The sequence below is a fragment of the Halorubrum xinjiangense genome, from assembly GCF_049604745.1.
Classification (GTDB): domain Archaea; phylum Halobacteriota; class Halobacteria; order Halobacteriales; family Haloferacaceae; genus Halorubrum; species Halorubrum xinjiangense_A.
This window is the reverse complement of record NZ_CP187140.1, coordinates 405,564-418,378: the sequence shown is the minus strand read 5'-3', so window position 1 is coordinate 418,378 and position 12,815 is coordinate 405,564. Positions and strand designations below refer to the sequence as shown.

At 69.4% G+C, this 12,815-nt stretch carries 16 protein-coding genes; 6 read left to right on the top strand and 10 right to left on the bottom strand.

The window, feature by feature from the left end; translation table 11 throughout:
* The 5 genes from ACOZ35_RS03025 to ACOZ35_RS03005 form a co-directional block, all read right to left on the bottom strand.
* Entirely contained in the window at positions 1-678 is a 678-nt protein-coding gene (locus tag ACOZ35_RS03025) for a DJ-1/PfpI family protein (RefSeq protein ID WP_424014998.1), read from the bottom strand.
* A 104-nt stretch (positions 679-782) separates the two neighbouring features.
* Positions 783-995: a hypothetical protein gene (locus ACOZ35_RS03020; protein ID WP_424014997.1), complete on the bottom strand. Its 213-nt coding sequence runs from the start codon at positions 993-995 to the stop codon at positions 783-785.
* Between the two features lie 435 nt (positions 996-1,430).
* The gene (hpt, locus tag ACOZ35_RS03015; protein WP_006628363.1) at positions 1,431-2,000 is read right to left on the bottom strand and encodes a hypoxanthine/guanine phosphoribosyltransferase; all 570 of its coding nucleotides are present in this window, start codon (positions 1,998-2,000) and stop codon (positions 1,431-1,433) included.
* A 468-nt stretch (positions 2,001-2,468) separates the two neighbouring features.
* Entirely contained in the window at positions 2,469-3,245 is a 777-nt protein-coding gene (locus ACOZ35_RS03010; RefSeq protein WP_424014996.1) for an enoyl-CoA hydratase/isomerase family protein, read from the bottom strand.
* A 91-nt stretch (positions 3,246-3,336) separates the two neighbouring features.
* Positions 3,337-3,558, bottom strand: coding sequence for a hypothetical protein (locus ACOZ35_RS03005; RefSeq protein WP_424014995.1), 222 nt, complete (start codon positions 3,556-3,558; stop codon positions 3,337-3,339).
* A gap of 104 nt (positions 3,559-3,662) precedes the next feature.
* Here ACOZ35_RS03005 and aroC point away from each other — a divergent pair, with 104 nt between their 5' ends.
* Both aroC and ACOZ35_RS02995 read left to right on the top strand, forming a co-directional pair.
* A complete protein-coding gene (aroC, locus tag ACOZ35_RS03000; protein ID WP_424014994.1) occupies positions 3,663-4,850 on the top strand; it encodes a chorismate synthase in 1,188 nt (395 codons plus the stop codon).
* Positions 4,851-4,958: 108 nt separating this feature from the next.
* On the top strand, positions 4,959-5,282 hold the full coding sequence (locus ACOZ35_RS02995; RefSeq protein WP_424014993.1) for a MarR family transcriptional regulator: 324 nt from the start codon (positions 4,959-4,961) through the stop codon (positions 5,280-5,282).
* 21 nt (positions 5,283-5,303) lie between these two features.
* Here the strand turns inward: ACOZ35_RS02995 and ACOZ35_RS02990 are convergent, their stop codons facing one another.
* From ACOZ35_RS02990 to ACOZ35_RS02980, 3 genes are all read right to left on the bottom strand, one after another.
* Positions 5,304-5,513 carry a hypothetical protein gene (locus tag ACOZ35_RS02990; protein WP_424014992.1) on the bottom strand — a complete coding sequence of 70 codons (210 nt, stop codon included), beginning with the start codon at positions 5,511-5,513 and terminating at the stop codon, positions 5,304-5,306.
* Between the two features lie 51 nt (positions 5,514-5,564).
* The gene (locus tag ACOZ35_RS02985; RefSeq protein WP_424014991.1) at positions 5,565-6,473 is read right to left on the bottom strand and encodes a ZIP family metal transporter; all 909 of its coding nucleotides are present in this window, start codon (positions 6,471-6,473) and stop codon (positions 5,565-5,567) included.
* A 73-nt stretch (positions 6,474-6,546) separates the two neighbouring features.
* Positions 6,547-7,104, bottom strand: a complete 558-nt coding sequence (locus tag ACOZ35_RS02980) for a TIGR04206 family protein (RefSeq protein ID WP_424014990.1) — start codon at positions 7,102-7,104, stop codon at positions 6,547-6,549.
* An 88-nt stretch (positions 7,105-7,192) separates the two neighbouring features.
* Between ACOZ35_RS02980 and ACOZ35_RS02975 the strand changes: the two genes are divergently transcribed.
* Together ACOZ35_RS02975 and ACOZ35_RS02970 are read left to right on the top strand one after the other, a co-directional pair.
* Positions 7,193-8,050, top strand: a complete 858-nt coding sequence (locus ACOZ35_RS02975) for a hypothetical protein (RefSeq protein WP_424014989.1) — start codon at positions 7,193-7,195, stop codon at positions 8,048-8,050.
* A 24-nt stretch (positions 8,051-8,074) separates the two neighbouring features.
* Positions 8,075-8,842 carry a hypothetical protein gene (locus tag ACOZ35_RS02970; RefSeq protein WP_424014988.1) on the top strand — a complete coding sequence of 256 codons (768 nt, stop codon included), beginning with the start codon at positions 8,075-8,077 and terminating at the stop codon, positions 8,840-8,842.
* Between the two features lie 55 nt (positions 8,843-8,897).
* On the opposite strand, the gene ACOZ35_RS02965 is transcribed toward ACOZ35_RS02970, so the two are convergent.
* Positions 8,898-10,241, bottom strand: coding sequence for an alkaline phosphatase family protein (locus ACOZ35_RS02965; RefSeq protein WP_424014987.1), 1,344 nt, complete (start codon positions 10,239-10,241; stop codon positions 8,898-8,900).
* On the opposite strand from ACOZ35_RS02965, the gene ACOZ35_RS02960 reads away from it, so the two are divergent.
* Positions 10,240-10,377 carry a hypothetical protein gene (locus ACOZ35_RS02960; RefSeq protein WP_424014986.1) on the top strand — a complete coding sequence of 46 codons (138 nt, stop codon included), beginning with the start codon at positions 10,240-10,242 and terminating at the stop codon, positions 10,375-10,377. The genes ACOZ35_RS02965 and ACOZ35_RS02960 overlap by 2 nt on opposite strands.
* Positions 10,367-11,338, top strand: a complete 972-nt coding sequence (locus tag ACOZ35_RS02955; RefSeq protein ID WP_424014985.1) for a phosphoadenosine phosphosulfate reductase family protein — start codon at positions 10,367-10,369, stop codon at positions 11,336-11,338. Before ACOZ35_RS02960 ends, ACOZ35_RS02955 begins: the two co-directional genes overlap by 11 nt.
* A 120-nt stretch (positions 11,339-11,458) precedes the next feature.
* Here the strand turns inward: ACOZ35_RS02955 and ACOZ35_RS02950 are convergent, their stop codons facing one another.
* The gene (locus ACOZ35_RS02950; RefSeq protein WP_424014984.1) at positions 11,459-12,712 is read right to left on the bottom strand and encodes a saccharopine dehydrogenase family protein; all 1,254 of its coding nucleotides are present in this window, start codon (positions 12,710-12,712) and stop codon (positions 11,459-11,461) included.
* Between the last annotated feature and the right edge of the window lie 103 nt (positions 12,713-12,815).

Sequence of the window (12,815 nt, the reverse complement as noted above, 5' to 3'; positions counted from 1 at the left end):
TTACAGCTCGTCGAGCAGCGTCGCGGCCGCGGCCGCGGACGAGCCCGGGCCGCGCGCGGTGATCAGGTCGCCGTCGACCGTGACGCTGGTGTCGGCGTCGAGCTCGGCGTCGAAGTCGGCGCCCGCGAGGACGACCTCGTCTTCGACCCAGTAGGGGAGCTTCCGGCCGTCGGGCATCACGTCGTGCTCGTCGACGATGTCCGCCTCCCACTCGTTGGGGAATCCGGTGACTGAACGGCCCTCGACGAGCGGCGTCCCGTCAGCCTCGTTCGTGAACGCGAGGATGCCGACCGCGTGACAGACGACGAGGGCGACGCCCTCCTCGCCCGCGACCGCGTCGAGCAGCAGCTGGCGGGCGTGGCGGTCCTGGTTCACGTCCCAGACGGTGCCGTGGCCGCCGGGGAAGACGACGGCGTCGTAGTCCGCGGCGTCGACCGTCGCGACCGGCTCCGGATCGTTGAGCCCGGGATGCTCCTCGTCGACCTCGCGGAGCTCCGCGACTCGCTCCTCGCCCCCGGCGGCCTCGGGGTCGAGCGAGCGCTCGTCGACGACCGGCGGCGACCCGGACGGGGTGGCGATCGTCACGTCGACGCCCTCCGACTCCAGCGTCGTCAGCGGCTCGATACACTCCTCGGCCCAGTAGCCTTCCTCGCTCACGACGAATAACGCGCTAGTCATGTGTACCCCATCATTCGTGGCCTCGACATAAAAGGCGCCCGCGCCCGGCAGCAGCGAGGGGCGGCGCGGGGTTTATAAGACGACGGCGTTGCGGCCGATCGGTTTCAGCCGGCGAACAGGTTCGCAAGCGCGAACAGCGCGATTCCGATCCCCACGACGCGGGTGAGCGCCACTTTCCAGTCCGCGGGCTCGACTTCGGACCACGAGCGCTTGCTCCCGATCGAATCGACCTGCTCTTCGAACTTCGCGAACTTGTACGGCCACACGGCGTTCGGAATCCCTATCGCGAGGAGGAAGACGGCGAGTACGGGGTCCATGATTTCGGTTGCTTGGGGTTCGACATTAAATTTTCTGGACCCCAAGGCTTGTGTGAGAGTCACGACGCGGCGCGGTGGCGCGTGCCTGCGAGTGGCCGCCGAAGGCGGCCGCGAGGAGCACGCGCGAGGGAGTCGCGAGCGCTTTTAAGCGCGAGCGACGAGGTTGGGGAGGTGAGAGGTGCTGTGCGGAGCGGTGCGGAGGCGGGACTCAAAGGGGCAGTCGCGAGGGCGAAGGCGCGCGACGTAAGGACCGCAGGGAGCGCACCGAGCCGTCGCGGCTGGGGCTTTGGAGGTGTCCACCGTCGATCCGTCAGCAACCATCTATTGGCGGGCGGCTGTGGCTTTGGCGGTGTTCGCTGTCGATCGGGTATCGACTATTTATAAACGGGCAGGAGGGAGTTTAGCGGTGTTCTCCACCGATCTACGGATGCCGATTTATTCGTCGCCTTGGGCGTCGACGATCACGACCTCGCCGTCCTCGACGGTGACGTTGATCAGCGTCTTCACGTTGTAGTCGGTGTCGTCGAGCTCGTTGGGCCCGGCCTTCTTGATCACGGCGACGACGTCGACGACCTCCGCGCCGACCTCGTCGGTGAGCGCGTCGAGGATGGCCTTCATCGTGCCGCCCGTCGAGAGCACGTCGTCGAGCACGAGCACGCGGTCGCCCTCCTCGACGTCGTTGATGTACATCTCGGACTCGGAGTAGCCGGTCTCCTGGAACAGCGGGACCTCGCCGTCGAGGCCGTACTGGCGCTTGCGGATGACCACGAGGGGGATGTCGGTCATCAGCGAGAGCGCGGTCGAGATGTGGATCCCCATCGCGGCGGGGGTGACGATCTTGTCGACGTTCTCCAGCTCCGCCTTCCGGATGATCCGGATGACGATCTCCCGGAGCAGCTCCGGTTCGAGCATGGGGACGCCGTCGCTGATCGGGTGGACGAAGTACTGGTACTCGCCTTTCTCGATGATCGGCGCGTCGAGGAGCGACTGCCGCAACTGGTCCATGTCGCGGGTACTCGGGCGGATTAATAAAGCGTGGCGATCCCCGGGCTCCGTGGACCGCGATCGCACGGAACGAGGGACGAGCGGACGCCGGGTTTCATCGAGTCACTAACTGCTCATTTATAAATGGGAAACTACGAATCGACGACGACCACCTCCAAAGCCCCAGTCGCGAGGACGCCGCACACTCGTTGCGCTCCTCGGTCGCTCACTCCGTTCGCTCCCTGCGGTGTCGCCGGCGGCTTCGCCGCCGGCTTTCCGTGGCGCGTAGCGCCACGCTACTTACGTCGTCTGCGGCGTCCTCGCGACTGCCCCTTTGAGTCCCGCCCCGCACCGCAACCGCAGCCTCACGCCTCCCCAGCCTCGTCGGCGGTCCTCCGCTTCGCTTCGGACCGCCGACTCCCTCGCACGCGCTCCTCGCGCCCTGCGGGCGCTCGGAGGCGCGCGCCACCGCGTCCGTTCACAACTGCGTTACTCGAACTCCGGATCGCGCTTCTCCAAGAACGCCTTCATCCCCTCGCGCTGGTCGTGCGTGCCGAACAGTCCGGCCCACGCCCGGCGCTCCAAGGCGAGACCTGTCGCCGCCGACCCCTCTCCGGCCGCGTTCAGCGCCTCCTTCGCCGCGCGCAGCGCCGTCGCGGGCTTCGCGGCCAGCTCCCCGGCCAGCTCGTCGATTCGGTCGTCGAACGCGTCGTCCGCGACGACCTCGCCGACGAAACCGACATCGGCCGCCTCCTCGGCGTCGATGCGCTCGCCGAGGAAGATCAGCCGGCGGGCGACCTCGTCGCCGACGAGATCCGGAAGTCGCTGCGTCCCGCCCCAGCCTGGGATGATGCCGAGATCGATCTCGGTCTGGCCGAGGACCGCGCTCTCGGCGGCGACCCGGAGGTCGCAGGCGAGGGCGAGTTCGCAGCCCCCGCCGAAGGCGTAGCCGTCGACGGCGGCGATCGTCGGCGCGGGGAACGTCTCGATCGCGTCCGCGACGCGGTGGCCGAGTTCGGCGTACGCCTGCGCCTCGGGCGTCGACAGGTCGACCATGTGCGAGATGTCCGCGCCCGCGACGAACGCGTCGTCGCCCGCGCCGGCGATCACGAGGACGCGCGCGTCGCGATCGGCCGCCTCGTCGAGCGCATCCTCGATCGCTTCGAGCGTCTCGACGGTGAGCGCGTTGAGCTGTTCCGGTCGGTCGACGGTGATCGTCGCGACCCCGCGGTCGTCGACGTCGAAGGTGATGGTGTCCCAACTCATACGGGCCTCGTCGCGGGGCGGCGTGAAAACGGTTCGGCAGGCGGAACTCCTCCCTGACGGAGTCCCCTCGGGAGCGGCCGCGACGTGTCGGTCAGACCTCTTCGCGGCTGTCGATCCCGGTGTAGATGAACCACGCGGTCGTGTACACGCCGACGAACAGCAGGTAGCCGACGATCAGTCCCCCGAGCTGTCGGCTCGCGAGCCCGTCAGGTAGCGTCCGCGAGAGGAGCCAGAGAGCGAAGACGAAGACGACGAGCGAGAACAGCCCCGAGATGGCGTACACGCCGAGGTCCGATGTGAGACGTTCGCGCACGCACCCACCAACGCGTTCCCGTTACATACTCCCATCGGTCGCGCGGCGGTCCCACCGGTTGCGCGGATTGCAACCCATATATGCCCCCGGCCACACGTGAGGGTATGAACGGGAACCGGTTCGGCCGACTCTTCCAGCTGACGACCTACGGCGAGAGCCACGGCGACGCGATGGGCGTCACCGTCTCCGGCGTGCCCGCGGGCGTCGAGCTCGACGAGGAGGCCATCCAGGCGCAGCTCGACCGGCGCAAGCCGGGCCAGTCGATGATCACCACCTCGCGGGGCGAACCCGACGAGGTCGTCGTCAACTCCGGCGTTCAGGACGGCTACACCACCGGGACGCCGATCGGCATGGTGATCCAGAACAAGGACGCGCGCTCGGGGAAGTACGAGCCGTACGTCACGGCGCCGCGTCCCTCGCACGGCGACTACACCTACTCCGCGAAGTTCGGCACGCGCAACTGGGGCGGCGGCGGGCGCTCCTCAGCCCGGGAGACGGTGAACTGGGTAGCGGCCGGCGCGGTCGCCGAGCAGGTCCTCGACGCCTCCGACCACGACGTGGAGATCAAAGCCCACGTCAACCGCATCGGCGACGTCGAGGCCGACCCGGTAAGCTTCGAGCAGCTCCTCGCGAACAGCGAGGAGAACGACGTGCGCTGCGCCGACCCCGAGGCGGCCGCCGAGATGCAAGAGTTGATCGAGGAGTACCAGGAGAAGGGCGACTCGATCGGCGGCTCGATCTACTTCGAGTGCCGCGGCGTCCCGCGCGGTCTCGGCGCGCCGCGTTTCGACGGCTTCCCGTCCCGGCTCGGACAGGCGATGTTCTCTATTCCGGCGACGACGGGCGTCGAGTTCGGCCTCGGGAAGGACGCCGTCGACGTGACGGGCAGCGAGCGCAACGAGGACTGGACGTTCGACGACGGCGAGTCGTTCGACCACGTCGAGAGCGACGAGGGCGACCCCGTCCCCGAGGGGAACGACCACGGGGGCCTTCAGGGCGGGATCACCACGGGCGAACCCATCTACGGCGAGGCCACGTGGCACGCGCCCACCTCGATCCCCAAGAAGCAGCGCTCCGCCGACTGGGAGACCGGCGAGGAGAAAGAGATACAGGTCGTCGGCCGCCACGATCCCGTCCTCCCGCCGCGGGCCGTCCCCGTGGTCGAGGCGATGCTGTACTGCACCGTCCTCGACTTCATGCTGCTCGCAGGCCGGATCAACCCCGACCGCGTGGACGGGAATCCGGGGCAGTACGACACCGACTATCACCCGAGCAGCCCGGAGAACGAGTAGCGGACAAGGGAGATTCGGAGCGGCTTTTCGCGGTGGCAACTGATTCGAAAATCGAGAAGTCGTTGACTCGCCCACAGGTTTATTACAGAATATTACAGACTATGACGCATGCCGATCGGTATCGACGCGTTCGACGACGAGCCGGAGGCGGCACTCGATGTCGCTCCCGGGACCCAACCGTATCGGGTCCTCGCCTTCCTCGCCGAGCACGACGACCAGGCGTTCACCCAGACCGAGATCCACGAGGAGACGGGTATCAAGCGCGGGAGCGTCGGTGCCGTCCTCTCGCGACTTGAGGACTGCGGACTCGTCCGCCATCGGGGTCGGTACTGGGCGATTGCCGAGGACGAGCGGCTCGCGTCGTTCGCCGCGCAGCGGGCGGCGAGTTCGGCGTCGACGACGGACGATTACTACGGCGAGGACGAAGCGTGACCGAAGAACGCGGTCTGATCCTCACTCCACCGGCGTCCACTCGCAGGCGTTCCCCGCGGTGAGGTCGTTCTCGTCGACGTGCGCGGAGAGGCACGCGTAGTTACAGAAGTACGTCGGCGAGCCGCAGCCGTCGTCGCAGTCGCGCACGCAGATCGGGTCGTGATCGAAAATCTGCGAGCCGCAGTACGCGCATGGCTCGTCGGCGTCGGGCGTCGAAACGGTCGTGGACATGGCCGGAGACAGGGCGCGCCGCGTTGAAAAGGCGTCGCGGGTCTGTGCGACTCACACAACGATGACGGCGTCGACGACGACGAGCAGGACGAAGCCGACGAGGAAGGCGCCGGTCGCGGCGTCCGCGTGTCCGTGGCCGTGCGAGGAGGGGATCAGCTCCCGGAAGACGACCGCGAGCATCGCGCCCGCCGCGAACCCGGACGACACCGGGAACAGGCCGGCTGCGACCGTCACGAGCAGGAATCCGAAGAGGGACGCGACGACCTGCGGGACGACCCCCGAGAGGGTGGTGTACCAGATTACTCGGAGGTTCGACATCCCCGTCTCGGCCATCGGCACCGCGAACGCGAACCCGTCCGGGACGTTCTGAAGTCCGATCACGACCGCGAGCAGCAGCGCGACCTCCTCCAACCCGGAGGCGAACGCGACCCCGATCGCCAGCCCCTCCGGGGCGTTGTGGAGGGTGATCGCCCCGCCGATGAGCAGCGCCTTCCGGAGCGAGGCCTCGCGCTCGGCGAGGATACCGGCGTCCTCAGCGATCGAGTCCGGCTCGGCGTCGCCCTCCTCGCCGGCGCCGGGTTCGTCGCCTCGGGTGGCGACCTCGGCGACCGGGTCATCGGCCGGCGGATCCATCACCGCGGCGTCGTCGTCAGTCGCGCCGCCCTCCGCGAACCATTCCCGATACTCCGCGTGGAGGTGCGGGATGAGGTAGTTCCCGCCGAGCAGCGCGCCCCCGCCGAGGAGGACCCCCGCCATCACCGCCCGGAGCGTTCCCTCCTCCATGCCGGGGAGCACGAGACCGAACACACTGGCGGCGACCATCAGCCCGGCCGCCAGCCCGAGGGCGGCGTCGTAGATCCGGTGGGTCACTCGGTGCCGGAAGAAGACGGGGAGCGCCCCGAAGCCGGTCGCGAGCCCCGCGACGGTCGTCACGCCGAGGACCGAGGCGAGCGTTGTCATGCGTTCCGTGAACGCGGCCGAGTTCATAAAGGGGTGGGAGCGAGGGTCGCCGGTCTGCGGTCCGGGCCTTGGTTCAGCGAACCGCGATCCCGCGGAGGTCCCGTCCGTACGCGGCGACCGCGAGGGCCAGCGTCGCGAGCGCGCTCGCCGGGAGGACGGCGAACCAACCGGCGGTCGCGCCGACGCCAAAGCGAACACCCAGCCCTGCTGCCACCCACAGGGTTGCGGCCGCCGCGAGGACGAGGAGGCCGCCCGTGACCCGGCGGTCCTCGCGGCCGAGCGCGACGCCGCTCGTGGCGCTGCCGGCCGCAAGCAGGTGGAAGCCGAGCGCGAGCGGCCACGCCCTAATTGAGGGCGGGAGCGTCGCGAACGGCCGCGGCTGGTCGAGGAAGTACGCCCACACGGGGTAGCCGCCGAGCCCGCTCCCGTCGCCGCCGAGCGTGACGAATCCCCAGAGGCTCACCAGCGTCGGGGCGTCGTCGCCGCCGGGAACGACCGCCATCGGAACCGCGAGCAGCGCGACGACGAGGAGCCACTCGACGCGGCCGCTGGTCGACGGGGAGTCCGACCGCGAGGCGGGTCGCGGCGTCGGTTCCGTCGCCGGGCGCGAAGCGCCGTCCGGTTCCTCCATGGGAGCGCTTCGACGCCCGCGAGTAAGTATGGTCGGGACCTCGCGGACGCCGAGGGGCTTTTACATCCCACCGCGAGAAGCACTGCTCATGCCAGCCCTCCGCTCGATCCGTCCGGCCGTCGGTAGCGTCGCGAAAAACCCCGTCCTCGTCGCCGTCTCGGCGCTGTTCGCGCTCGCACAGCTTCCCGACCTGCTCGTGGGACCGACGGGGAACCCGGAGCTGTCGGCGGCGGTGTCCGCGCTGACGTTCGGCGCCCTGATCCTCGTCGCCCCCTTCTTCCAGGGCGGCCTGCTCGCGATGGCGGACGAGGCGCTCAACGGGACGACGCGCCTCGCGACGCTCGTCGCGGGGGGAAAGGAACACTATCTCCCGCTGCTGGTCGCGTACCTCGCGCTGCTCGGGGTGAGCCTCGCGTTCGGCTTCCTCGCGTTCTTCGGCGCCCTCCTCGGGATCGCCGGCAGCGTCGCGAGCGAGCCGTCCGGGTTCGTCACCGTCCCCGCCGAGGACGTCACGCTCCTCGCGGTGCTGGCGATCATCGTCGTCGGGCTGTTCGCCGCGTACCTGCTCGTCACCTTCTTCCTCCAGTTTTACGCGCACGCGGTCGTCGTGGACGGCGCCGAACTCGTCGCCGCGTTCCGCCGCAGCGTCCGGCTCGTGCGATCGAATCTTGGAGCCGCGCTCCTGTACACCGTCCTGCTGACCGCCGGCGGGGCGGCGTTCGGCCTCCTCGTTGCCGCCGCGTCGCTGACGCTCGCGCCGCCGGCGGCGATGGAGTCCGCCCCCGCGTGGGTGCCGACCGTCGAAGTCGGCACGCTCGGGACCGTCGGGGTCGGCGTCGGGGTGATCGCGGTCACCGGCGTCCTCGGTGCGCTGTGGGCGACCTACTCCGTGGCGTTCTACCGCGCCCTCTCGGAGCGGACGCCCGCGGACGGGCGTCAGGCGTAACTCGCCGCCGCCCGTACGCCGCGTGTGAACACCGACGACGGCGGCCACCACGACGCGGCGGTCGACGCGCTGGCGGTCCGAGAGTACGAGCGCGCGGGGAACCGCTACACCCGCGGCGGGCGACGCGTGCTCGCCGACCCGCGACCGGAGGTCGACCCCTTCGAGCCGGACGAGAAGGGGTGGGTGGGCCAGGGACTCCAACAGCTGCTCGCGGCCGCGGTCGCCTACCGCGTCGCCGGCGCGGACGAGCGCGCGAGCCGGCGCGCGGCGGAGGGGATCGCCGCCGCCCGCGACTTCGAGTCCGTCCTCACCGGCCCGGGGCAAGGGGCCTGCCTCGCGGAGTTCGTCGCCGACATCCGCGTCGCAGGCGGTCTCGGCGGCGCCGACGACGCGTACGACGACGCCGCGGAGCGGTACGCGGCCGCGGGCAACGAGATAGATTCGCCGCAGGCGCTCGCGACGACCCCGCTCTTCGAGGCCGCGGCCGCGACGATCAAGCAGGTCGCGCGCGGGCAGGCCGACGGCGAGATAGCGATCAAGTGGGAGGACCTCCACGGCGCCGACCCCGACCGCCCGGGCGAGTTCCTCGCGCACCGCGCTCGGTTTAAACGGCAGCGGTTCGCGGGGCTGGTCGAGCGCGCGGTCGACGCCGGGCATCTCGCGGCGCCGCGGGGGACGACCGAGTACGACAACGACAACCACCGCTGCCCGAACTGCGGGTCGAACCACGTGAACTGGGCGGGCACCGGGATCCTCTGTCTGCGGTGTTCGCGCCCGACCGAGCGGGTCTGAACTGCGGGCCCACCTGCGGACGTAAGGTAAGCAGCGGAGCGCGCGCCGACGGCCGTCAGCCCAACAGGCTCTCGCCGTCGAACTCGGCGTCGGCGTCGACGTCCATCAGGTCGAGGACCGTCGGCGTCACGTCGAAGAGGTTCGCGTCCGCGAGGTCGAGGTCGGGGTCGGTCGCGTACAGCAGCGAGTTCTCGAACTTGTGCATCCCGTTGCGGGGACCCTCCGTGAAGACGGCCTCTTTGCCGGAGAATCCGGACTTGAGGTCGAACCCGTCCGCGGGGATGACAACGAGGTCGGGGGCGATGTCGTCGTGATCGCCGTCGAAGACGGTCTCCCCCTTCACGATCCGCTTGCACACCTGCCGGCCGTCGGGCCCGGTGAGCGATTCGAGGTCGTCGATGAGCTCCTCGCGCGTCGCCTCGTACTCGGACTCGGGGACGACCCCCTCCGGCTCGCGGCCTTCGAGGTTGAGGTAGAAGCGTCCGGGGATGAGCGAGTACGCGCGCGTCTCGTCGTCGATGTCGGTCAGCGAGTCGTGGTCGTCGTCCGCGTAGGAGAGCCACCCCTCGTCGGCGAGGAACTGGTTACAGTTCACCTCCCACTCCAGCTCGGTGAATCCGTGGTCGGAGGCGACGACCAGCGTGGCGTCGTCGTCAAGTGAGTCGCGGATCTCGCCGATGTACCCGTCGAGTTTTCGGTAGAACTCGAGGAACTCCTCGGCGTACTCACCGTCGTTCGCGTAGTCGCCGAAGAGGAAGTGATTCACTCGGTCGGTGCTCATGAAGACGCCGAAAAAGAGGTCCCAGTCGTCCTGCGCGAGGTAGTGCTCGAACGCCTCGTAGCGGGCGTCGAGCGTCGCGTGCGCGTTCTCGATGAACTCGGTTTTGTCGTCGTCGTGGCCGAGCTTGGCGTTGACGTCGATGCGGTAGTCGAAGCCGTCGAGCGTCTCGCGGACCGACTCGTCGCTCGCGGCCGACTCCAGGTCGGGCGAGAGGAAGCCGGAGACCATCCGCTGGATCCGCGTCGACGGCGGGAACGTGACGGGGACGTTGAGAACGGTCGCGTCGCGGCCGGCGTCGGTGACGCGGTCCCACAGCCGGGTCGCCTTCACGTGCCGTCCAAGGGGAACGTACGTCTCGTAGGAGTCGCGCTCGCGGTCCTGGAAGCCGTACACGCCCGTGGCACCGGGATTTACGCCGGTCGTGAGACTCGGCCAGCACGCGCTCGACTCGGGCGGGACGATGCTCTCCAAGCGCCCCCCGGAGCCGGTCTCGGCGATCTCGGTCAGGTTCTCGAAGACGTCGGGGTGGTCCTCGACGAGGTCGAGCGGTACGCCGTCGATCCCGAGGAAGACGACGCGCCCGTCGTCGTCGCCGCGGAGCCGGTCGAACAGACCCATGGACGCTGATTCTGGAGGCGGCGGCATATCCCTTGTGTTCTGCGGGATTACGGCGGTCGAGACGGTCCGGATTCACGTGTTCGATTCAGAAAGCCTATTCACTCCCGCGGCGACATATCTGGCGTATGAGCGATGACTTCCCGGCGAGCGTCGACGTCGATTACACCGACGGCGAGGGGGAGACTCCCGAGGACTACCCGTCGATCCAGCACAAAATCGAGAAGGCGGTCGAGGTCACCCGCCGCGGGCTCGAACAGTACGACAACCCGGCGGTGATGTGGACGGGCGGCAAAGACTCCACGCTCACGCTGTACTTCATCAACCAAGTCGCCGAGGAGTACGGCTACGAGAAGCCCACCGCGGTCTTCATCGACCACTTCCAGCACTTCGACGACATCACCGACTTCGTCGAGCACTGGGCTGACGAGTGGGAGATCGAGCTCGTGTACGCTCGCAACGAGGACGTCGGCGACTACGTCGCCGAACACGGCCTCGAACCGGGCGACGACATCCCCGTCGACGCGCTCTCGGAGCACAACCAGCACCATATCCGAGACATTCTGGAGTACGAGGAGGAGACCTTCCCGTTCCTGCTCGACACCTACGTCGGAAACCACCTGCTGAAGACGGTCGCGCTCAACGACGCCCTCGAAGAGTACGACATCGACGGCGTCATCTCGGGCGTGCGCTGGGACGAACAGGAAGCCCGCGCCGACGAGACGTTCTTCTCGCCGCGCCACGACCCCGACCTGTTCCCGCCGCACGACCGCATCCAGCCCATCCTCCAGTTCGCCGAGGCCGACGTGTGGGAGGCCTTCTGGAACTTCGTGGTGCCGGACACCGTCGAGGCGTTCCCCGACGAGGGGTACATCCCGCAGGCCGACGACGACCTTCCCGAGGGCGTCACCCAAGAAGACATTCCCATCTCGCCGAAGTACTTCGCCGGGTTCCGCTCGCTGGGTAGCGAGGTCAGCACGGAGAAGACGACCGAGGAGCCCGCGTGGCTCCAGAACCTCGAGGACACGACCGAGCGCGCCGGCCGTGCCCAGGATAAGGAGGACCTGATGGAGCGCCTGCGCGACCTCGGCTACATGTGATCGACGGCGGGAACTGACCCGCCGACCGTCGTTTCTGCGACCACCGTTTCTGCGACCACCGTTTCTGCGACCGTTGCTTCCGCGTCCAAATCTCCCACTCGCCCGTCAGCGACTGTTTTTTCAGGCCTCGCCGGCCGACGCCGTGAACCCGACCTCGCGGAGGCGCTCTGCCAGCGGGAGGCCGATCCCCGACGACGGGGTCAACACGCCGCCGTCGAACGGGGAGTCGACGTCGCCGCGCGCCAGACAGACCGCGGACTCGCCGAGCATCCGCGCGGTCGCGCCGTAGCCCGGGTCGCGGTCGGCGCCGAACTCGGCCTCGACGGTGAACGGGCCGTCGGTGGCCGTGCCCCGGCCGAGAACGCGGATCCGGAAGTGCCCCGATTCGGCCTCCTCGCGCGTCGGCCCCTCGCCCGGGTCGGGGAAGACGTACCGGCGGAGCGCGGAGCGCAGCGGGCCGACGGACATGGCCGCGGTGAACGCCCCGAGCCCGCCGGCGACGAGTCCCGCGGTCGCCGCGCCCCGCGGCCCGGTCCCGGTCGGGACCACCTCGGTACACCGGAACTCGCGCCCCCACGGGTAACCGAGGAGCGCGTTGCTCCGCCGCACCACGCGCTCGTTCACCGCGGCCATCGGCGAGGGGGCCGTCCACTCGCCCCGCAGCGCATCTCGCCGCGGCCGGCGCTGTTCGCCGGGGTCGACGCCGCTCCGCTCGCCGCGCGGCGCCAGCGAGTAGGGGTTGCGGAGCGTCTCCCGGGCGAGCGGGTCGGTCGCGGCCGCCTCGAACAGCTCGTCGAAGCTCGCGAGCGTCCCGCCGCTGACGCTCCCGCTCCCGCCGTCGAGGTAGATCCGGACGGACTCGCAGGGGGCGTCGTGTTCCTCCCTCGCGAACGACTGGACGAGCAGGGTGCCGATGTCCGCCGGCACGGAGTCGAACCCGCAGCTGTGGACGATCCGAGCGCCGGACTCGACCGCGGCCTCGTGGAACCGGTCTATCGTCTCGCGCACCCAGTTCACCTCGCCGGTGAGGTCGCAGTAGTCCGTGCCGACCTCGACGCAGGCCTCGACCAGCGGCGTCCCGAGCCGAGTGTACGGACCGACCGTCGTACAGACGACGCGCGTCTCCCGAGCGATCGCCCGCAGGCTCTCGGGGTCGGTCGCGTCGCCCACGACGACGGGCACGTCGTCCCACGCGTCGCTGCGGCTTGCGAGGTCGTCGGCAAGCGTGTCGAGCTTCTCCCGGTTCCGGCCGCCGACGGCCAGCGAGAGCTTCTCGGGCGCGTACCGCTCGGTGAGGTACTCGGCCGCGAACCGCCCGGCGACCCCGGTCGCGCCCCACACCACGACGTCGTGCGTCGGATCGGCGTCCGTCATTCGAGGGGAGATACGGGCCGCCGGCGGTAAACTGGTTGGGTCGCGGGTCCATCGAGCGGGCAAACGAGCGCGGCGGGACGGCGAACGCGAGCGTCACCGACAC

Excerpts from the sequence above, each read along its gene's own strand:
- ACOZ35_RS03025 (WP_424014998.1), bottom strand. The coding sequence starts at position 678 with ATGACTAGCGCGTTATTCGTCGTGAGCGAGGAAGGCTACTGGGCCGAG.
- ACOZ35_RS03020 (WP_424014997.1), bottom strand. The coding sequence starts at position 995 with ATGGACCCCGTACTCGCCGTCTTCCTCCTCGCGATAGGGATTCCGAAC.
- hpt (WP_006628363.1), bottom strand. The coding sequence starts at position 2,000 with ATGGACCAGTTGCGGCAGTCGCTCCTCGACGCGCCGATCATCGAGAAA.
- ACOZ35_RS03010 (WP_424014996.1), bottom strand. The coding sequence starts at position 3,245 with ATGAGTTGGGACACCATCACCTTCGACGTCGACGACCGCGGGGTCGCG.
- aroC (WP_424014994.1), top strand. The coding sequence starts at position 3,663 with ATGAACGGGAACCGGTTCGGCCGACTCTTCCAGCTGACGACCTACGGC.
- ACOZ35_RS02995 (WP_424014993.1), top strand. The coding sequence starts at position 4,959 with ATGCCGATCGGTATCGACGCGTTCGACGACGAGCCGGAGGCGGCACTC.
- ACOZ35_RS02990 (WP_424014992.1), bottom strand. The coding sequence starts at position 5,513 with ATGTCCACGACCGTTTCGACGCCCGACGCCGACGAGCCATGCGCGTAC.
- ACOZ35_RS02985 (WP_424014991.1), bottom strand. The coding sequence starts at position 6,473 with ATGACAACGCTCGCCTCGGTCCTCGGCGTGACGACCGTCGCGGGGCTC.
- ACOZ35_RS02980 (WP_424014990.1), bottom strand. The coding sequence starts at position 7,104 with ATGGAGGAACCGGACGGCGCTTCGCGCCCGGCGACGGAACCGACGCCG.
- ACOZ35_RS02975 (WP_424014989.1), top strand. The coding sequence starts at position 7,193 with ATGCCAGCCCTCCGCTCGATCCGTCCGGCCGTCGGTAGCGTCGCGAAA.
- ACOZ35_RS02960 (WP_424014986.1), top strand. The coding sequence starts at position 10,240 with ATGGACGCTGATTCTGGAGGCGGCGGCATATCCCTTGTGTTCTGCGGG.
- ACOZ35_RS02965 (WP_424014987.1), bottom strand. The coding sequence starts at position 10,241 with ATGGGTCTGTTCGACCGGCTCCGCGGCGACGACGACGGGCGCGTCGTC.
- ACOZ35_RS02955 (WP_424014985.1), top strand. The coding sequence starts at position 10,367 with ATGAGCGATGACTTCCCGGCGAGCGTCGACGTCGATTACACCGACGGC.
- ACOZ35_RS02950 (WP_424014984.1), bottom strand. The coding sequence starts at position 12,712 with ATGACGGACGCCGATCCGACGCACGACGTCGTGGTGTGGGGCGCGACC.